This is a genomic window from Canibacter zhoujuaniae, from assembly GCF_011752005.1.
Classification (GTDB): domain Bacteria; phylum Actinomycetota; class Actinomycetes; order Actinomycetales; family Microbacteriaceae; genus Canibacter; species Canibacter zhoujuaniae.
Window position 1 is genome coordinate 246,546 of record NZ_JAAIJZ010000001.1, and the last position, 19,738, is coordinate 266,283.

The 19,738-nt window shown below is 54.7% G+C and carries 17 protein-coding genes and 1 tRNA gene; 12 read left to right on the top strand and 6 right to left on the bottom strand.

Annotated elements, in window-relative coordinates; genetic code table 11:
- Positions 1-234: 234 nt before the first annotated feature.
- The 7 genes from rpsB to HCR00_RS01175 all read left to right on the top strand — a co-directional run bounded on the left by rpsB (position 235) and on the right by HCR00_RS01175 (position 5,612).
- The gene (gene rpsB, locus HCR00_RS01145) at positions 235-1,059 is read left to right on the top strand and encodes a 30S ribosomal protein S2 (protein WP_166984960.1); all 825 of its coding nucleotides are present in this window, start codon (positions 235-237) and stop codon (positions 1,057-1,059) included.
- Between the two features lie 37 nt (positions 1,060-1,096).
- Positions 1,097-1,924, top strand: a complete 828-nt coding sequence (gene tsf, locus HCR00_RS01150) for a translation elongation factor Ts (protein WP_167142063.1) — start codon at positions 1,097-1,099, stop codon at positions 1,922-1,924.
- A 159-nt stretch (positions 1,925-2,083) separates the two neighbouring features.
- Positions 2,084-2,794 carry a UMP kinase gene (gene pyrH, locus HCR00_RS01155; RefSeq protein ID WP_167142066.1) on the top strand — a complete coding sequence of 237 codons (711 nt, stop codon included), beginning with the start codon at positions 2,084-2,086 and terminating at the stop codon, positions 2,792-2,794.
- 100 nt (positions 2,795-2,894) lie between these two features.
- A complete protein-coding gene (frr, locus tag HCR00_RS01160) occupies positions 2,895-3,449 on the top strand; it encodes a ribosome recycling factor (RefSeq protein WP_424945194.1) in 555 nt (184 codons plus the stop codon).
- Between the two features lie 6 nt (positions 3,450-3,455).
- Positions 3,456-4,373 carry a phosphatidate cytidylyltransferase gene (locus HCR00_RS01165; RefSeq protein ID WP_167142069.1) on the top strand — a complete coding sequence of 306 codons (918 nt, stop codon included), beginning with the start codon at positions 3,456-3,458 and terminating at the stop codon, positions 4,371-4,373.
- Complete coding sequence (locus HCR00_RS01170) at positions 4,370-4,927, top strand: DivIVA domain-containing protein (RefSeq protein WP_166984946.1); 558 nt, start codon at positions 4,370-4,372, stop codon at positions 4,925-4,927. Before HCR00_RS01165 ends, HCR00_RS01170 begins: the two co-directional genes overlap by 4 nt.
- Before the next feature lie 52 nt (positions 4,928-4,979).
- Positions 4,980-5,612 (top strand): aggregation-promoting factor C-terminal-like domain-containing protein, encoded by a 633-nt coding sequence (locus HCR00_RS01175; protein ID WP_243854484.1) that lies wholly within the window; start codon positions 4,980-4,982, stop codon positions 5,610-5,612.
- Between the two features lie 280 nt (positions 5,613-5,892).
- Here the strand turns inward: HCR00_RS01175 and HCR00_RS01180 are convergent, their stop codons facing one another.
- Positions 5,893-6,495: a ribonuclease H family protein gene (locus HCR00_RS01180; protein WP_167142072.1), complete on the bottom strand. Its 603-nt coding sequence runs from the start codon at positions 6,493-6,495 to the stop codon at positions 5,893-5,895.
- Entirely contained in the window at positions 6,492-8,930 is a 2,439-nt protein-coding gene (locus HCR00_RS01185) for a hypothetical protein (RefSeq protein ID WP_167142075.1), read from the bottom strand. Before HCR00_RS01185 ends, HCR00_RS01180 begins: the two co-directional genes overlap by 4 nt.
- Before the next feature lie 172 nt (positions 8,931-9,102).
- Between HCR00_RS01185 and HCR00_RS01190 the strand changes: the two genes are divergently transcribed.
- The 4 genes from HCR00_RS01190 (at position 9,103) to mnmA (ending at position 14,253) form a co-directional block, all read left to right on the top strand.
- The gene (locus HCR00_RS01190) at positions 9,103-10,908 is read left to right on the top strand and encodes a DUF8094 domain-containing protein (RefSeq protein WP_167142077.1); all 1,806 of its coding nucleotides are present in this window, start codon (positions 9,103-9,105) and stop codon (positions 10,906-10,908) included.
- 1 nt (position 10,909) lies between these two features.
- Positions 10,910-11,857, top strand: coding sequence for a tetratricopeptide repeat protein (locus HCR00_RS01195; protein WP_167142080.1), 948 nt, complete (start codon positions 10,910-10,912; stop codon positions 11,855-11,857).
- 10 nt (positions 11,858-11,867) lie between these two features.
- Entirely contained in the window at positions 11,868-13,040 is a 1,173-nt protein-coding gene (locus HCR00_RS01200) for a cysteine desulfurase family protein (RefSeq protein WP_167142083.1), read from the top strand.
- Between the two features lie 64 nt (positions 13,041-13,104).
- On the top strand, positions 13,105-14,253 hold the full coding sequence (gene mnmA, locus HCR00_RS01205; RefSeq protein WP_243854485.1) for a tRNA 2-thiouridine(34) synthase MnmA: 1,149 nt from the start codon (positions 13,105-13,107) through the stop codon (positions 14,251-14,253).
- 112 nt (positions 14,254-14,365) lie between these two features.
- Here mnmA and glpK read toward each other — a convergent pair whose 3' ends face one another.
- The 3 genes from glpK to HCR00_RS01220 all read right to left on the bottom strand — a co-directional run bounded on the left by glpK (position 14,366) and on the right by HCR00_RS01220 (position 18,456).
- Positions 14,366-15,877 carry a glycerol kinase GlpK gene (gene glpK / locus HCR00_RS01210; protein WP_166984934.1) on the bottom strand — a complete coding sequence of 504 codons (1,512 nt, stop codon included), beginning with the start codon at positions 15,875-15,877 and terminating at the stop codon, positions 14,366-14,368.
- Between the two features lie 25 nt (positions 15,878-15,902).
- Positions 15,903-16,655 (bottom strand): MIP/aquaporin family protein, encoded by a 753-nt coding sequence (locus tag HCR00_RS01215; RefSeq protein ID WP_166984932.1) that lies wholly within the window; start codon positions 16,653-16,655, stop codon positions 15,903-15,905.
- Between the two features lie 73 nt (positions 16,656-16,728).
- Positions 16,729-18,456: a glycerol-3-phosphate dehydrogenase/oxidase gene (locus HCR00_RS01220; RefSeq protein WP_243854486.1), complete on the bottom strand. Its 1,728-nt coding sequence runs from the start codon at positions 18,454-18,456 to the stop codon at positions 16,729-16,731.
- Between the two features lie 180 nt (positions 18,457-18,636).
- Here HCR00_RS01220 and HCR00_RS01225 point away from each other — a divergent pair, with 180 nt between their 5' ends.
- Positions 18,637-19,602 (top strand): sugar-binding transcriptional regulator, encoded by a 966-nt coding sequence (locus HCR00_RS01225; RefSeq protein ID WP_166984930.1) that lies wholly within the window; start codon positions 18,637-18,639, stop codon positions 19,600-19,602.
- Positions 19,603-19,635: 33 nt separating this feature from the next.
- On the opposite strand, the gene HCR00_RS01230 is transcribed toward HCR00_RS01225, so the two are convergent.
- Positions 19,636-19,711: transfer RNA gene (locus HCR00_RS01230), tRNA-His, on the bottom strand.
- Between the last annotated feature and the right edge of the window lie 27 nt (positions 19,712-19,738).

A 19,738-nucleotide genomic window follows, 5' to 3' on the forward strand; every position in this document is an offset into this window, starting at 1 on the left:
GCTGGCAGCAACTTAGGTGAGTTTTAATATCGCTGCCAGCAACTTCAGCGGCAATAAACTGGTATCCTTAAAGAGCGCCTCGTAAGAGGTGACTTCGCGTGCCTAATAAAACTGCCCGGCCAACGGTCTTACACAGTAAGTGGTGGGGCATTAGGCACCAGGGCCTGTGGTAAACACAGGTGTTTTAAACCGTAAGCGCGTGTAAAACACGCATAACACAAAGGAATATCTGTAATGGCAGTAGTAACCATTCGCCAGCTCCTCGACGCTGGTGTGCACTTCGGGCATCAGACCCGCCGCTGGAACCCAAAGATGAAGAACTTTATCTTCGCTGAGCGTTCAGGCAACCACATCATCGACCTCCAGCAGTCACTCGGTTACATTGACGAGGCATACGAGTTCGTAAAGAACACAGTTGCTCGCGGTGGCCAGATTCTTTTCGTCGGCACCAAGAAGCAGGCGCAGGGCGCAATCGTTGAGCAGGCAGCACGCGTAAACCAGCCATATGTTAACTTCCGCTGGCTGGGTGGTTTGCTCACCAATTTCCAGACCGTTACCGGTCGCCTAGAGCGCATGAAAGAGCTTGAAGCACTCGACTATGAGGGCGGCACCACCGGCTTTACCAAGAAAGAGCTGCTGCTGAAGAAGCGCGAGCTTGAGAAGCTGCAGAAGTCACTGGGCGGTATCCGCCACATGTCTAAGACCCCTTCAGCTCTGTGGGTTGTTGACACCAATAAAGAAAGCCTCGCTATTGAAGAGGCAAAGAAGCTGGGCATTCCGGTTATCGCTATTCTCGACAGCAACTGCGACCCAGACGACGTAACCTACCCAATTCCAGGTAACGACGACTCTATCCGTTCAGTTGGCCTACTCACCCGTATCATCGCTGACGCAGCAGCTCAGGGCATGCTCGAGCGCCACCAGAAGCCGGTTGACGGCGAAGCTGCAGAGCCGCTCGCAGAGTGGGAAGTTGAGCTGCTTAACGCTGAGAGCCAGGACGCTCCAGAGGCTGCAGCTGCAACCGAAGAAGCTGCGGCAGAAGCACCAGCTGCTGAATAATTTGTAATTTTTATAACACTAACTACTTAGGAGTGACATGGCTGCAGTAACTATGGCCGCTGTGAAAGAACTTCGCGAGCGTCTCGGCGCTGGCATGATGGACAGCAAGAAGGCACTCGAAGAGGCTAACGGCGATATCGAAAAGGCGATCGAGATCCTGCGCTTGCAGGGCGCCAAGGGCGTTGCAAAGCGTGAGGGTCGCGCAACCACCGAGGGTCTCGTTGCTGTCTCAGAAAACGGGGGATCAGCAACTCTGATCGAGCTTGCTTGCGAGACCGACTTCGTTGCAAAGAACGCTAAGTTCGTTGAGCTTGGCGAGAAGGTGCTCGCCGCTGTTGTTGCCGCAGGTGCAGAAGACCTAGAGTCTGCGCTTGCAGCAGACGCTGACGGTCAGACCGTTGCAGAGCTCATCAACGATGACGCTGCGATTATCGGTGAAAAGCTTGAACTGCGTCGCGTTGCAGTTGTAAAGGGTGACAAGGTTGCCGTTTACATGCACCGCACCTCAAAAGATCTGCCACCACAGGTTGGCGTAGTCGTTGCATACTCAGGCAGCGATGATGAGACTGCTCGCGCGATTGCACAGCACATTTCATTCGCCGATCCTGTCTACCTCAGCCGTGAAGATGTGCCGACTGAAGAGGTGAAGAAGGAAGAAGAGATCGTGACCGAGATCGCGAAGGGCGAGGGCAAGCCAGAGGCTGCTCTGCCAAAGATCATCGAGGGTCGCCTCACCGGTTTCTTCAAGAACATTGCGCTGCTCGAGCAGCCTTACGCACGCGACAACAAGCTCAGCGTGCAGCAGGTTGTTGATCAGGCTGGCATCACCATACAGGGCTTTGCACGCCTGAAGGTTGGTGCATAAGCCTAGCGGCTTAGATTAGAGATGGCCTCCGGGTTTTCCCGGGGGCCATTTTCTTGCGGATCGGCGGCCAACACGGATGAAATTAGTCCTCTGCGCGTGGGGCCTGCGTCCATTATTATTGGAGAAGCAGAATATGGGTAAACGGTGAAGGACGGCAAGATGTCAGAACAAAAACGTCGGGTTCTATTGAAGCTTTCAGGTGAGGCATTCGGCGCCGGTGCACTCGGTGTAAACCCTAGTGTCGTCAGCCAAATAGCTGCTGAAATCGCAGCAGCAAGCAAGCAAGCGCAGATCGCTGTCGTTGTTGGCGGTGGCAACTTTTTCCGCGGCGCTGAGCTCTCACAGGGCGGTATCGACCGTGCACGCGCCGACTATATGGGTATGCTCGGCACCGTTATGAACGCCCTCGCGCTGCAAGATTTTATCGAGCAGGCGGGTGTGCCGAGCCGGGTGCAGTCGGCGATCGCGATGACGCAGGTGGCAGAAAACTATGTTCCGCTGCGCGCTATTCGACACCTCGAAAAAGATCGGGTGGTGATCTTTGGGGCCGGGGCCGGTCTGCCATACTTCTCAACCGACACAGTTGCAGCACAGCGTGCGCTTGAAATTGGCGCAGACGAGGTGCTTGTTGCGAAAAACGGTGTTGATGGCGTGTATACCGCTGATCCGAATAAAGACCCAAACGCGACTAAAATCGATGAAATCACCTATGCTGATGCGCTGCGGCAGGGCCTGAAGGTTGTTGACGCCACCGCATTTAGCCTGTGCATGGACAACAAGATGCCGATGCGTGTTTTCGGAATGCAACCAGAGGGAAATATTACTCGTGCGATTCTTGGCGCAGAGATTGGCACCTCGGTGCGAGCATAGCGCGCACTCTAAATAGTTAAATCCTGCGTGAGGCAAACGCGGTCTCACGTGGGCGAGTGGGTATGCTTTAAGCATTGATCCAATAGGAATGGAGTTAAGGGTGATTAACGAAGTCTTTACAGATGTGAAAGATCGCATGGCCAAAGCTGTTGAAGCAGTGAAAGAGGGCTTTGCTGGGGTGCGCACCGGGCGTGCAAACCCAGCACTGCTGCAGAATGTGATGGTTGACTACTACGGCACTCCAACCCCGCTGCCACAGCTTGCCTCAGTGCAGAATCAGGACGCACGCAGCCTCTTAATTAGCCCCTACGATAAAGGCGCTCTGACCGAAATCGAAAAGGCAATCCGTGATATGCCGAATCTCGGCGCAAACCCGACTAACGACGGCAATGTTGTGCGCGTAACCCTGCCAGAGCTAACAGAAGAGCGTCGTCGCGACTATGTGAAGATGGTAAAGAACAGGGCTGAAGAAGGCCGTGTTGCGGTGCGCGGCGCACGTCGCAAGGCGAAGGACGAGCTCGACGCTTTGAAGAGCGAAGTTGGCGAAGACGAGATTGCGCGTGCCGAAAAAGAACTGGAGAGCGTGACCAAGTCATTTATCGATCAGATTGATGCGGCTCTCGCGGGTAAAGAAGCTGAGCTTCTCGAGGTTTAACTCTTAATGCAACAAAAGGATCGCCGCCAACTGCGGGCTCAGTTTGAAGCAAATCGGCAGAAATTTGATGCAGCTAATGCGCGGGTCACAGAACGCGTCGGCCGCAACCTGGTTTTTGCGCTTGCTTCCGGCCTGCTATTAGCGGCGATCTTTCTAATTAGTGTCTTTGTCTGGACACCGCTGCTGCTTGTTGTGGCGCTGCTGTTTGGGATCATGGCGATGATCGAACTGGCAACCGCCTTCCGGCAGGCTGGCAGACGTGTGCCGCGTATCGGTGTTTCACTGGGCGGGGCTGCTATTCTAATCGGCGCCTATTTCTGGGGCCTTGAAGGCTTACTCTGGTCCCTCTTCGGAGCAGCACTGTTTTTGATGCTCTGGCGTGCTGTTGAAAGCATCATTCCCGGTTGGAAAGTGCCCTGGCGCACTCTAATTGCTGATCTTGCATCCGGTGTTTTTACGCTTGTTTATATTCCGTTTTTGCTCGGTATCGCGGTTAACTTCGTCAAGATTGAACCCTACGGTGAATGGTGGGTTTTCACGCTTGTGCTGCTTCCTGTTGTCTGCGATATTGGTGCGTGGGCGGCGGGCGTCTCATTTGGCAAACACAAGATGGCGCCGCGCATCAGCCCTAATAAAACCTGGGAGGGTTTTGCCGGTGCCGCTGCAACTGCGGTTATAGCTGGTGCTTTGGCAGCTCATTTTTTCCTGCAGCAGCCTTGGTGGCTTGGCGTATTTCTGGGGCTTGCTGTGCTGATCACAGCGACAGCCGGCGATCTTGTGGAGTCACTAATTAAACGGAATTTGAACGTTAAGGATATGAGCAACCTGATTCCGGGACACGGGGGTCTTTTGGATCGGCTGGACTCGATACTTCCCTCTGTGATTCCAGTGTTTATGGCCGCTTTTTTGATCGGAGTGATATGAGCCGTAATGAGGAAGCGCTTCCGCTTGCTGTGGGTGGTGAGCTTGGATACAACACAGCGCAGGTCGATGAGTTGTTCGCGAAGGCACGCGCAGCCTATGAGGGCGAGCAAGACGGTGCAGTTACCGCTGATGATTTGCGCACGGTGTCTTTTAAACTACAAAAAAACGGCTATGCGGCCCGCTATGTTGATGCTGCCCTCGAGCGGTTAGAGGATGTTTTTGCTGCACGAGCAGGTCGCAACTCAAACGCAAACTCTGAATCTGCTGTGATTGAAGCCGAAAAAAATCAGTTAGCGCGTGAGGTTGCAAACCGGCTTATGCGCCCGCGTGGCGAAAAATTCCGTCGGCGCAACCTGCTCACTTTTGGTTACCGGCGCAGCCAGGTTGATGCTTTTCTCGAACGTGTGGCAGCAGGTCTCGCGGGGGAGAGCAAGCTGTCTATCAGCCAGGTGCGCGAAGCGGTATTTTTCTCAGAGTGGCGCGGCTATGACGAGGCACAGGTTGATGCGCTGCTCGATAGTGTGGTCGAGCTGCTGCTATACGCTCGCTCTTAACTGAGAGAGCGCGATCGCAGCCGTTGTAATCAAATGGTAATATAAACACATTGTGACTGATTTAAAACAGCTAACACCACGAAAGAAGCAACGCCGAGCCGGTCGCGGTCTCTTGGCTGCTGTTTCTGCTGTCGCCGTGGCGGGTGTTTTTGCAATTGCGCCTGTTTCAGGCCTCAACTACGCCTCAGCTGAAGTGATCCCGCTGGCCCCCGGCGAGACACTGAATCAGGAACTTATGGCTGCCGCAACAGCACAGGTTGAGTTTGAGCTGCCGCCGCTTGAAATTGCTGAGATTCCAAAGCCGGAGCCTGAGCCAAAAGCTGTCACAACTTCTGATGCTGCAAGCGGTGGGGGTGCGGCTCCCGCCTTCGCTCCGCCAGCTCCTGCTGTGTCACCAGGCTCCGCACAAGAAATAGCTCGCGGCTATGTAGCTAACGATCAGGAATTTGCCTGCCTGGTTTCACTCTGGCAGCGTGAGTCAAACTGGAACCCGAGCGCAATGAATGCATCTTCTGGCGCATACGGAATCCCGCAAGCACTCCCCGGTGAAAAAATGGCCTCAGCTGGCGCTGACTGGCGCACAAACCCCGATACTCAAATTCGTTGGGGTCTGGGTTATATCGTCGCCCGATATGGCTCACCGTGTGGGGCTTGGGGGCACTCAGAATCGGTCGGCTGGTATTAACAGTGGGGCGCAGAAATCGTCGTGCGCCGCAAGCAAAGATCCGAGATGTTAGTTTTCTCGCTAACGGGGGAGCTGCAATTCAAAGCCGGCGCGGCGAAGAGTATTTTGTGCGGCAAATTCCTGCTGACAGGGCGATAAAAAACTACACATGCCCAGGGTGCAATAATTTAATTCCGGTAGGTCAGGCACACGTTGTTGTTTGGCAAAAAGAAGGATTTTTCGGATCGGCTGCCGCTGTGGCCGACCGGCGTCACTGGCACAGTCACTGCTGGCGATTAGCTTAAAACAGTTTATTAGCCGCCGAACTGTGCACCGTATTTTCTAATTCTGCAACACGTGCCTCGAGCGCTGTAAGGCGTGCGAGGAGATCAGAAGTGTCGTCAGTCTTTGCTGCTACCGCTGGTGCTGCTGTTTCGGTCGTTGCCGCAAGCCCAGGGCCGGTCTGCAGAGTCTGATTAGTCTTAAAAGACTTTGCCGCATCGTTTGCGATCCTGTCTGCCATTTCATTTAGCGGATGCCCGGCATGCCCCTTAACCCATTCGAAACGCACATCTCGACCCTGCACGGCCGCATCGAGATCCTGCATAATTTCTAAATTGAGGACGGGGGAGCCGTCAGCCTTCCGCCAGCCGCGACGTTTCCACCCGGCCATCCACTTTGTGATTGAATCGATCGCATACTTGCTGTCTGTCAGAATTACAAGCTCTTCATCGATGTGCGCGGTTGCGTGTAATAGTTCAAGGATCGCGGTGAGCTCGGCTTTATTATTGGTTGCTGACTGCCACCCACCGGCAGCCCAGTTGTCTGCATCAATAACCCACGCCCAGCCTGCCGGCCCTGGATTGTTTAGCGCTGACCCATCGGTCGCTGCCCGTAATGTCATTTATCCTCTAACTTTGTGTCTGGCAGAATGCTGCCGAGACTTTCAAAATATCTCGCAACCGCGCCACGCTCAACCTTCAGCTGATTCATGCGATCCTCAGCAGCGGCGACAACACGTCCCGCCCGCTCTTCTGCAGCGGTGAAGGTGTTGTGCGCCCGTCGCTTGGCCTCTGCGATGATCTGCTGAGATTCTTCGCTCGCCGCTGTCACCAGACGATCAGCTTCCGCAACTGCGTTGCTGTGCAATTCAGTTATTTCAGCACGCTTTGCTTCTGCCTCCTGCCGCAGCTGCTCTAGATCAGCGTTTGCTTTCCCCACAGCCTCGTCGATTCGCTGCTGCGCAGCTTCATTTTGAGCTTTAATATCGGCGTCAAATTCCGCGCGTTTTTCAACCAGTTCGGTTTGCGCGGTGAGTTTTTCAGCTTCTATCAGCTCACGACTTGTGCGCGCATACTCATCGGCCTCAAAACGCGAAGCGGCAATCTCCTGCGCGACGCGATTTTTTTCCAGTTCGAGCTGGGCATACACCTCAGAGCGACGCCGTTCGAGATCACTGTTTAGACTCTGTGCTGCAAGCGCTGCCTCCTCAGTCAGGGAACGCTTGTGCTCTGCCAGTTCGCGGCTCAGGTTTTCTTCCTGCGTGGCTCTTGCTGCAGCTAGCTCTCGCTCCTGGGCTTTGCACCTTGCGGCGGCGGCTTCTTTCGCAACTATCTGCGCAGCTTGCAGCTGCAAAGCCGCAGCCTCTTTAGCTAAGGCCAATGATGCAGCTGTTAGATCCCGTTCCGCTGCGAGCTGTGCATGCTGCTCGGCAGCGAGAGATGCGAGCTGATCCTCGGTGGTTGTTTTTTGGCGCAGCAGCTCGCGTTCGGTCGCAGCGGTAAGCGCCTGCAGTGTTTCTTCGTGTGCTGCTCGGCTGCGCTGCTGTTCCGCGGTGAACGCTGCTCTATTACGTGCGAACTGTTCTTGCTGCTCCTGTGCTGCTTGCAGTAGCTGTGCTTCCTGAAGCTGTCGATCCGCAAGCAGCTGCTGCAGGAAATTTTCTCGTTCCGTATTTAGCTCTGCGCTCTGCTGCTCGCGCTTTTCAGCCAGCTGCAGATCAAAGTTCTCTCGCTCATACTGTAAGCGCTCATTATGCTCTTTCAGCTCACGCGCTAACTCAGCTGTTTGCGCCTCGCGCTCTGCTTTTAGGCGGGCATTGTGATCGGCAAGCTCGGCGCTCAGACGTGCAAAGTGTGCGGTCACCTGTTCTGCGAGACGCTTATCGTGCGCATCTTTTGCCAGCGCTAACTCTTCAAGCTGCATTGCTTCACGCTCTTCGAGATTAGCTGTGAATGTCGCAAGCTCTGTTGTGCGCCTGTCCAGTTCTGTCTGCCGGGCGGCCTGCAGTTCGACCTCGAGATCAGCGCGTCTCTGCGATGCTGTTTCGGCCTCGCGCGCTTCTTCAAGGCGCAGCCGCTTATTATGCTCACGCAACTCTGCTGCGATACGCGACTCATGCTCGGCTGTTTCACGCGCAAGTTTAGCGGTGTGCTCGCTTGTTTCACGAGAAATTTTTTCACGCAACTCAAGCTCTTGCTGCTCGAGTGAGTTAAGCAGCGTTTTATATTCAGTCTCCAGCTGTAGCCGCTTTGCAGCGTATTCTGTCGCAAGAGTGTGCTCTCGCTGAGCTTGCGCAGTTGTAAACGCTGCACGACTCTGCTCAGCCTCGTCTAACAGCCGAGTCTGAATTTCAACGGTATCTCGCTCAAAATCAGCTTGCTGCTTGGCAACTGCCGCTGCCAGCACTTGCGCATTTGCTTCAAGCGCCGCAACCTCCTCATGCGCGGCGTCGAGGATTTTGGCAGCCTCAGCTTGTGCTGCAGAGATGATGCTTTTAGCCTCGTTCTGGGCCTTATTAACCGCAGCTTCGCTCTCTCGTTTCTGCTGCAGCTTGGCTAGCTCTAGAGCGCGAGTTGATTCCCGCTCCAGCTGCTCACGCTGTATTTTTGCTTGCGTATTTAGTGCGTCTGTATCGGTGCGAGCTCGGGCGCGCAGACGGTCTGCTTCTTCGATGCTGTGCTGCAGAGTTAGATCGGCACGCTCCTGCGCATCACGCAACAGTCGTTCAGCTTCTGCCTCTGTCTGTCGCCGCAGTTTTTCAGCGTCTGCATCTGCCTGCGCCATTAGTGTGTGCGCAGTTTCTTCGGCGGCCTTCAGACTTTTTTCAACACGCAACCCCAAACCTGCATAACCGGTTGTGCCGAGCGCTTCAAGCTGAGTTTGCAGGTCGACAACAAAGGCGCGCTGCTCATCTAACTCTTTGGATGTTTTAGCAAATGCGGCCTGCAGAGAGTGTGACTGCTCACTGAGATCAGCAATCTGTTTGTTCAGATCGGCGACGGTAGCGTCAACCTGTTTCCGGTTGTAACCGCGCATTGCGCTATCAAATTGAGTCACGTTGCTTACTCTCCTCGGGTGGCTGTCTATTTTAATGATAATTCACTGCGTCTAAGGTCTCTCAAGTTCTATTTCGCTGCTTCAGGTAGGCTATACCCTTATAGAGGTGTGCCCGCATCGGTTTAACTTTGTTATTCACACCAGTTAGATATTTAACTTAGTAGGAGAAGAATTGCGATACCTTTTATCGTTAAGCGCAATTATTTTCGGTGCGGTGCTGCTGGTAATCGCTGCCGGGCAGCGTGCAATTCTGGGTGGGCCTGCAAACATTGAAGTGCAGAGTGAAACCGTGAAGGTGGCAGAGTATGTTGTTATCCCCGGTGAGGAACTCGCAAAAATTAATGGCAAGCCGCACCTGTCTGCCGGTCACAACGTCGGCGCCATAGCAACAGGGTCGCTCAGCGATGTCACCGCATGGGCTGCGCCGTACGGCTACACAAAGCTTGTTGTTGATCCAGAATCGAATCGTCTTACCTCTGAAACTGTCGCTCCTGCTGCAGATGAAAAACCCGATCCAAATTTTGAAAGCAGTGATCTCTGGCGCTCCTACGCTGGGTTTGACGGTTCAACAGCCTTTGAATCAACGATCATTGCAGATGAGAATGAAGCCGCAATCGTTTACAGCGATACAGCAGAAGACAAAGCGGCTACACCGATAGATTTGAAATGGGAACAGGTGCGCTACACGCCCTGGGTCGGCCCCTTCTTAACCGCGGGCGGGTTTTTTCTCCTGCTCGGGATCGTGCTCTACATAGTATTTGTGGATCGGGATCGACGCGGTCTCGGTCCGCGTCGCGGTCGCCGGGGGCCGCTTGTTGGCATCAGAAATATGTTCAAACGTAAAAAACCGGTCAACCCACGCTATAGCGGTGGGTCAGCGATGCAGCGTGTGAGCAAATTTACCGCAGTAGGCGTTTTATCAGCTTTGGCCCTAACCGGCTGCTCCGCAGAGCTTTGGCCGCAGCGTATGGAAGAAAAAGCTGATGTAGTTTCTGAAGCACTGCCGCCGACTGTTGCAGAGGAACAGATAGCACGCATTCTAAAAGACATTAGTGCAGTTGCCACTGCAGCGGATGAGGGCCTTGATGCTGGCGGCCTTGAAGCACGTTTTTCAGGTGATGCGCTAAATCAACGGCGTGCAAACTATGCGATCCGCAATGCAAACGCCGACTATAACCTGCGCCCGCCTTTTATTACCACCGAACGGCTTGGGTATGAGCTCGTGCAGCACACCAGCACCTGGCCGCGCTCAATCCTTATGACCGTTGCATCATCAGACACAGCGCCTGATCCGAACGCAACACAAACATCAGACAGCGCAGAAGATACTTCTGAGAGCGTCGAAACAGCGCCGCAGAGCGCATCTCCATCACTGGCCCTGCTGCTAACGCAAGAGAACGCACACGCGCCGTTTAAAGTGCGCAATATCGTCTCCCTGCGCGGTGGCCAGCAGATGCCTGCTGCCGCGCCAGCCGATGAGGGAACAGCGCTCCTGGATAACGAAACCGAACTGTTGACTGTGAAGCCAGCCGAGCTTGGCGGGCTTTACGCAGCCGCGCTGGTCGAGGGTGTCGAGAGCGAAGCTGCGGCGAATTTTGAAACTGTTGAGGATGTTATCCTGACTCGCGGCGGTGCAGCTTGGGTGGCCGCAGAAAACGAACGCACCCGCGACTCGCAGGGGAAGGCAACATTTTCTGTCCGGGCCGAGCAAACAGGTGAGCCTACCGCAATCTCGACAGGCACAGGCGGTGCCCTGGTGGTGCTGACCGTCAACGAATTGCGCACAACAGCCGCAGACGATGACTCTGAGCTGCCGATCAGCGACACAATCGCAGCGATCTCAGATCTGGAGGGTGCGCAGCGGAGCATTACACAAATCGTGGCTCACCAGTTGCTGTTCTACGTGCCGCGCGTGGGCAGTGAAGAAAAGATCTTATTGCTAGGTTCAACGAGCGAGCTTGTAGGAGCATCAAAATAAAATGGCAGATAACCGCTATATTGGCCGTGGGCTTGATCTCAGCTATCTTGCAAACCAGAACCAATCCGCAGCTGCAACAGCGACCCCAGATAGTGGCCAGCAGGCTGCTGGCCAAACAATAGATATTCCAGCTGCGGTATTTACTGTTACTGAGCAGAGCTTCCAGGGTGTAATGCAGCTCTCGCAGGTGGTGCCGGTCATTCTGCTATTCGTAAACCCAGCAGATCAGGCGACTGTCGCGCTGCACGATGCGCTTGCAACGGGAGTTCGTGGGGCGGGCGGCAAACTCACCTTAGGTGTGATTGACGCAACCGCAAGCCCGAGCCTGGTGCAGGCCTTCTCTGTGCAGACTGTGCCGACAGCGGCGCTTGTGCTGGCGGGGCAGCCAGAACTACTGTTCCAGGGGCAGCAGGATCCTAACGCAGTTGTAACCGTGCTACCGCAGATTGTGTCACTCGCTGCTGCACAGGGCATGACCGGCACAGTTAACGCACCCGACCTCGGCGAGACCGCACCAGCTGAGACGCAGAATCCGGTTAATCCAGAACATCAAAAGGCGTTAGATGCCGCTGAGGCGGGCGACTATAAGACTGCGATTGCTGAATATAAAAACGTGTTGGCACGCAATCCGCGCGATAACGAAGCTAGCGCAGCACTCGCCCAGGTTGAACTGCTTGAACGTTTGAGCGGTAAATCAGCGCAGGAGATCCGCGAGGCCGCCGCAAACTCACCACACGGTTTGAGCGAGCAGATGGCGGTCAGCGACCTCGATATCGCCGGGGGGCATATAGAAGACGGTTTCTTGCGTCTGCTTGATCTGTTTGAAAACAGCACCCCAGATGATCGTGCTCACATTCAAGAACGGCTCTTAAAACTATTTGAAGTGGTTGGTGTCACAGATCCGCGCGTGAGCGCAGCACGCCGGAAGCTAGCAAGCCTCCTTTATTAGAGGGGGTTTTGTGCGCGCATATTTTGACCACGCAGCCACCAGTCCAATGCCACTGGTGGTGCGCAAAGCTTTTTTTGATGCCTTAGGCACGGTCGGCAACCCCGCCTCACAGCACGCTGACGGGCAGGCAGCGCGAGACGTTCTCGAGTCAGCGCGTGAAATAATTGCGCGCACCCTACATGTCACCAGCGCTGAAGTTGTGTTTACATCAGGCGGCACAGAGGCTATTAATTTGGCATTGAAGGGGCTGTTTTGGGCACGGAATAGTGGGGCGGATCGCAGACCGGTTATTCTCGTTGCAGACGGTGAGCATCATGCAACAATCGATACCGTAGAGTGGCTGGTCGCACACGCCGGCGCCGAAGCAGAGTGGCTGCCGCTTAACAGTGACGGTGTGTTACTGCCCGAAGTGCTTGAAGCAGCTATCACTAAACACGGTGTTGAAAGAATTGCGCTTGCAACGGTGCTTTGGGCAAACAATGAAATCGGCACTATTCAACCGGTTAGCTCACTCAATCAGATCTGTGAGAGGCATGGAATTCCGCTGCACATCGATGCGGTGTCTGCGCTCGGGCACATAGATATTTCTGCTGTGCACCCTGCCGCGCTGAGTCTTTCTGCCCATAAAATTGGTGGGCCAGTCTCCAGCGGGGCACTAATTCTCGGCCGTAAATGGCAGGTTGTGCCATTAATCCACGGTGGATCGCAGCAGCGTGCACGCTCTGGCACCCAGGATGCGGCTGCGGCAACCGCTTTTGCAACCGCATTAGAGCTGGCATACCAAGATTTAGACCGAAAGCACGCCCGCCTGCAACAAATACAGCAGCGGTTGATAACCGCGATCCGAGAGATTGACGGTACCGCTGTTTTGCGTGGGCCGAAACCGGGGGAGATGCGACTAGCGTCTAATGTGCACTTTACCTTCCCCGGCTGTCAGGGAGATTCGCTCCTCTTTCTGTTAGATATGGCTGGGGTCTCGGTGTCAACCGGCTCTGCCTGCACAGCAGGAGTTGCCGAAGTATCACATGTGATGACAGCGATCGGTCTTGATGATGTGAGCGCAGCTGGAGCTCTTCGCTTTACCTTTAGCCCCGATACGACCGATACAGAAATTGAGATGCTGCTAACCGCCCTGCCACAGGCAATCTTACAAGCACGCAGAGCCGGAATTACCGCTGTTTAAGCCGCACAGAAAGCTCTGCGATTCTTAACGATTTACCCAGCTAGTGAGCCGGTAGACTACACGAGTGAAGATTTTGGCAGCAATGAGCGGAGGCGTGGACAGCGCCGTTGCAGCGGCACGTGCAAAAGAAGCGGGGCATGATGTTGTCGGGGTGCATTTGGCGTTGAGCCGGATGCCCGGCACCTTACGCACCGGCAGTCGTGGGTGTTGCACGGTGGAAGACGCGATGGACGCGCGCCGGGTAGCAAACCTGCTAGATATCCCGTTTTATGTGTGGGATTTTTCCGAACGCTTTAAAGCCGATGTGGTTGATGATTTTGTGGCAGAGTATGAGGCCGGTCGCACCCCAAACCCATGCTTGCGCTGCAACGAAAAAATTAAGTTTGAGGCGCTGCTTGATAAAGCAATTGCGCTCGGCTTTGATGCGGTTGCTACCGGCCACTACGCCAATGTTTTAGAGACTGAAAACGGTATCGAGCTGCATCGGGCGAGCGCTGAAGCAAAAGACCAGTCGTATGTTTTGGGTGTGCTCACACAAAATCAGCTGCGGCACTGCTATTTCCCGCTGGGGGACACCCCGTCAAAAACTCTAGTTCGACAAGAAGCAGCTGAGCGCGGCATACAGATTGCGCAAAAACCTGACAGCTACGATATTTGTTTTATCCCGGAGGGCGACACACGCGCCTGGCTCGATGAGCATATGCATCGCGAACCGGGTGACATAGTCGATCAGGACGGTAACGTTGTTGGCGGGCATGACGGTGCACAGGGATACACGGTAGGGCAGCGTCGCGGTCTTGCAATAGGTCGCCCAGCGCCGGACGGAAAACCGCGCTATGTGCTCTCTATCCGGCCGGTTTCAAACCAAGTGGTTGTCGGGCCGAAAGAAGCGTTAAATGTAGCAACGATTGCCGGTGGTCGCTACTCTCTCACCAGTGAACCGGGGTTTGATCTTGCTTCCCCGTTTAGGTGTGAGGTGCAGATTCGCGCACACGCTGACCCGGCGCCAGCAACAGCGCAGCTGATAGAGATTAACGAGGCAGAGCGCACTGAGAATCACCGCGCTGAGGCAACACACGAGATTGTTGTGACGGTGGATGAGCCCCTGACAGGGGTGGCACCAGGACAGTCAGCTGTGCTCTATATTGGCACGCGGGTGCTTGGGCAGTTCACGATAGATCGCGCAATTTCTCGGCGGCCTAGCGGCTTCTAAGTCGTGCAATACTGCTGCAGTTACTTAAGTTCTCTTTTAATAAGTGTGAGCCCTGAGAAAGTTTCCCAGGGCTCACACTTATTAATAAAGGCAGCTGTTAGCTGATGTGGGTTTAGTCAACATCCTCATCAACCCAAGCCTGTGACTTGGTGATTGCCTTCTTCCAGTTGCGCAGCAGACGGTCGCGCTCGGCATCCTCCATCTGTGGCTCCCAACGACGATCCTCCTGCCAGTTGGCTGAAAGCTCATCTTTGTCTGCCCAGAAACCAACCGCAAGACCTGCTGCGTATGCAGCGCCGAGAGCTGTGGTCTCTGCAACAACAGGGCGCACAACCGGCACGCCAAGCACATCAGCCTGGAACTGCATGAGAGTGTCATTTGCAATCATGCCACCGTCTACCTTCAGCTCGGTCAGATCTACACCGGCGTCTGCGTTAACAGCGTCGAGTACGTCGCGAGTCTGGTAGGCCACTGCTTCCAGCGCCGCACGTGCGATGTGGTTCTTGTTTGAGTAACGGGTCAGACCGGCAATCGTGCCGCGCGCTGTTGAATCCCAGTAGGGGGCAAAAAGCCCTGAGAACGCTGGCACAATGTAAACGCCGCCGTTGTCTTCGACTTCCTTGGCGAGGGTCTCAACCTCAGGTGCATCCTTGATGATTCCGAGCTGGTCGCGCAGCCACTGAATCAGTGAGCCGGTCACCGCAATCGAACCCTCGAGAGCGTAGTGTGCTGGCTCATCACCGATCTTGTAACCAACGGTGGTGAGCAGACCGTTATCTGAGTGCACGATTTCTTCACCGGTCTGGAAGATCAAGAAACAGCCTGTGCCGTAGGTGTTCTTGCTTTCGCCAGCCTCGAATGCGGCCTGACCGAAGGTTGCTGCCTGCTGGTCACCGAGGATGCCTGCGATTGGAGTCTCGCGCAGCAGTGAGTTGTCACGTGCGTGACCGTAAACCTCAGAGCTAGAGCGAATCTCAGGCATCATTGATAGCGGCACACCGAAGTCTGCGAGAATTTCTTCATCCCAGCTCAGTGTCTTCAGATCCATGAAGAGAGTGCGCGACGCATTTGTAACGTCTGTTGCGTGCACGCCGCCCTGTGAGCCGCCGGTCAGGTTCCAGAGCACCCAGCAGTCGGTGGTTCCAAATAGGAGATCGCCAGCCTCTGCCTTTTCGCGTGCACCCTCGACGTTGTCCAGAATCCATTTAATTTTTGTGCCCGAGAAGTAGGTGGCCAGCGGCAGACCCACACGATCCTTGTAACGGTCGGTGTCGCCGTCTGCGAGCTCGTCTACGATTTTCTGGGTGCGGGTGTCCTGCCACACGATTGCATTGTAAACAGGCTGACCGGTGTTCTTATCCCAAACAACGGTGGTCTCGCGCTGGTTTGTGATACCGATGGCGGCCACGTCGTGACGAGTGATGTCGGCGTTAGCGAGGGCTACACCGATCACCTCCTGGGTGTTTTTCCAGATTTCGATCGGATCGTGCTCAACCCAGCCAGCTTTTGGCATGATCTGCTCATGCTCTTTCTGGCCGACTGAAATTACGCTGCCAGACTTATCGAAAACAATTGCACGGCTTGAAGTGGTGCCCTGGTCGATTGCAATTACATATTTAGACATTTTTGTACCTCTTTAGGCTCTTAAATTAAACCGCTACTGCGAGCAGAACTGGCGCAGCGAGTGCGGCAAGTAGGCCACCAACGAGTGGGCCTGCAACAGGCACCCATGAGTATGCCCAGTCGCTTGAACCCTTGCCCTTAATTGGCAGGATTGCGTGTGCGATACGTGGACCGAGGTCACGAGCAGGGTTGATAGCGTAACCGGTTGGGCCACCGAGTGATGCACCGATACCAACAACGAGCAGAGCTACTGGCAGAGCGGTGAGCGCACCAAGACCGCCTGGCACACCGATTTCTGCAACACCAGAGTTAGCGAATGCGAAGATTACGAAAACGAGCACGAAAGTAGCGATAACCTCGGTGATGAAGTTCCAAGCGTATGAGCGGTTTGCAGGGCCTGTTGAGAATACGCCCAGCTTGTTTGCTGGGTCTTCTTCGAGGTCGAAGTGCTCCTTGTATGCGAGCCAGCACAGCACAGCACCGATGACGGCGCCAACAAGCTGAGCGGCAACAGCTGTAAAGAACTGTGCAGCAGTGATTGAACCTGCGGTGAGCAGGCCGAGAGACACTGCTGGGTTGAGCTGTGCGCCGGAGTAAACAGACACTAGCACACCCGCGTAAACCGCGAGGCCCCAGCCCCAGTTGATCATGAGGGTGCCGCCACCGTTGCCTTTAGTGCCCTTCAGCACTACGTTTGCGACAACGCCACAGCCAAGCAGGATAAGCATGGCGGTACCAACAGCCTCAGACAGGAAGTACAAGCCGAGATTAGTATCCATGTCGACATTGACCTTTCTTTATTGTTATTTGGTTTATTGCTGATTATTCAGCGGTTTCTAACGTTACTTAGACCTATTGTGCCGCTTCCGGCTCAGGCGCTACACCTGGCTCGCCGAGGATGACACGCTGTTCTATCCTTAGCTTTTCGGTGGTTCGCTCAATTTCAGCCTGCTGCCGGTTTTCATCCCACCCAAGCGGAGCTGCAATTGCATCGGTAACCTGCTGCAGAGTCTCATCTGTCATGCCGCCGCGGAAAGCGATATGGGTGCGACGCAGGAGCATATCGTCAAGGTGCACAACCTGCTCGTGCTCGGCAAGGTAGGCGAGTTCTTCTGCTGTGTAGCCTGGCACAGCGCTGAGTTTAGTTTCAGTCTCTGGCAGGCTTGCGATGATGTCTTTTGCGCGGGTGCCGTAGCGTTCGAGCAGCTGTTCCACGCGATTGGCGGAGTGATCTCCTTTATGCTTCGCGATCCACTTGGTGCGTGCTTTATCACCCTTTGGATAGTTGCGGCCACCACCAATTGGCATTTCGACGGTGTTTGCTTTGCGGCGCACATCAAGCTCTTTGAGGGTGTCGTCTGCCAGATGCTCTGAGAGCGCACGGAAGGTTGTCCACTTTCCACCAACCAGGCTGAGCACTGGCACACCAAACATCTGCTGGCGTTCGATGCGGTAGTCGCGGCTGACGAAGCCGGGAGCGGTGTCATCGTGTTTTGGCAGTGGGCGGATCCCTGAGAAGGTGTAAACAATCTGCTCACGCTCCAGCTTGATGCGCGGGAAGATGTGCTTTACCAGGTCAAAGAAGTATTCGATTTCACTGTCGGTGCAAACCGTAAGTTTTGCTGGATCAGCGTCGATATCGGTGGTGCCCACAAGCACGCGATTCTTGAAAGGATAAATGAGCACGATACGACCGTCTGAATGCTCAAAGAAGATTTCGTTACCGTTTGTTGCGGCGTAGAGTTCTGGGTTGTCGAGCACAATGTGTGAGCCCTTTGTGCCGCCCATAAACTGTGTGTCATTGCCGAGTGATTCATTGGTGAGGTCGGTCCAAGAGCCAGAGACGTTCAGCACCACGTCTGCCTTAAAATTGAACTCTTTTCCGCTCAGGTTGTCGCGAAGCACAGTCTCGCCATTCTTGAAGCCAACGGCCTCAACGTAGTTTGCGGCGCGTGCTTTCTCGCCACCCAGTAACTCACCATCGGCCAAAACATCAAGTGCGATGCGCTCAGGATCGTGCATAGAGGCGTCGTAGTAGGTGGCTGTGTATTTCACATCGTCGCGCATCTGTGGGAATTCAGCGCGGCTCTTTTTCGCGCCCACAAACCTGTGACGGGGGACTGCTCCGCCGTCGCGTGAGAAGAGATCATACAGTGTGAGGCCGGTTTTAATGAGGGCTGCGCCACGCTCTTTTGGCTTCCCGGTGCCGTGGCTGACCAGCAGTCGATATGGCGCAGCTAAAATGCCTGAAAATGTTGAAAAGATTGGGATCGTGGTGCGCAGCGGCTTGACGTAGTGAGGCGCGTTTTTAATGAGACGGTTGCGCTCAACGACAGCCTCCTGCACGAGACGGAATTCACCGTTTTCGAGGTAGCGAATGCCGCCGTGCACCATATGGCTTGATGCGGAGGAGGCTCCCGAAACGAAGTCATGGCGTTCGACTAGGGCGACATCGACACCCTGCAGAGATAGGTCGCGGAAGGTTGCGAGACCGTTGATGCCCCCGCCAATAATCAGAACGTCTGCGTGCGGGCGATCCTGCAGCGACTTTACCGCGCTACGGGTAACTTCGATGTTCACTCTCTAGCTCCTTAGGTTAGCTTCGAAGATCTTGTGGATCACGTTGGCGTACACCACAACCAATCATTGCCTACAGCCTTACGCCTTGAGAATATTTTTGCAAACGAATTGCACATATGTGCAAGAATTTTCGCATGTACACTGAAATCACAGCTTAGAGTTACATGCTAGGACGGCAATATGGTTCGTGGTAATGAAAATTTGCGCATTAAAGATGCACTGTTTGCGGCCAAACTTTACTACGAGAAAAACGAAAAAATGGCGGCTATTGCCCGCGCGCTGGGAACCTCGCGCTCAACGGTTTCGAGACTGTTGGCATACGCGCGCGAGCAGGGGCTGGTTGAGATACAGATACACGCGCCCACAGGGGATCGCAGCCGTCTTGAAGAGCGGTTAAACAAAAAATTTGATGTGCTTGCCACAGTTGTGCCAGCTTCAAGCCGGGTGAATGAGCTCGAACGGTTAGATAGAACGGCGCGTGTTGCCGCAAAAGCTGTTGCCGCAGCGATTGACTCGAGACTGACCGTCGGTGTTGCCTGGGGGGCAACCCTGTCAGCAATTACTAGGCACCTGCCCACGAAAGACGTATTTGATGTCAACGTGGTGCAGATGAACGGCGCTGCGAATGTGCGCACCAGTGGGGTCTCCTATACGGGCAGTATTTTTGGCAAGTTCGCCCAAGCTTTCGGAGCCTCACTGCATCAGTTTCCTGTGCCCGCGCTGTTTGATGATCCGCGCACAAAAGAGGCCATGTGGCGTGAGAGATCGGTGCGCAGTGTGCTTGATCTGCAGCAGCGCGCCGGTCTTTTTGTCTTCGGTCTCGGCTCACCAAAAGCAGGCCTTCCCTCGCATGTTTTCGCCGATGAGTATCTTGATGGTGCAGATCGGGAGCAGATTAAAACCGAAGCGATTGTGGGTGATTGTGCGACAACCTTCTATCGTGTAGACGGTAGCACCGATGGTATTGCGCTGAATCAGCGTTCGAGCGGGCCGAGCTTCGAGCAGATCCGCAGCATTCCGAGCCGCCTGTGTGTGGTGGCGAGCCCCACAAAACGGTATTCACTGCTTGGTGCTTTACGGGCAGGGTTAATTACGGAACTGGTGGTCGATGAGCAGTGCGCGCGAGCTGTGCTGGCTGAACGGTGAAATAAAAAAGACCTACCGGAGTAGGTCTTTAACTGGGGTGGCTAACGGGACTTGAACCCGCGACCACCGGCACCACAAGCCGGTGCTCTACCAACTGAGCTATAGCCACCATGTGTCGACAACTGTTGCCGCCGAC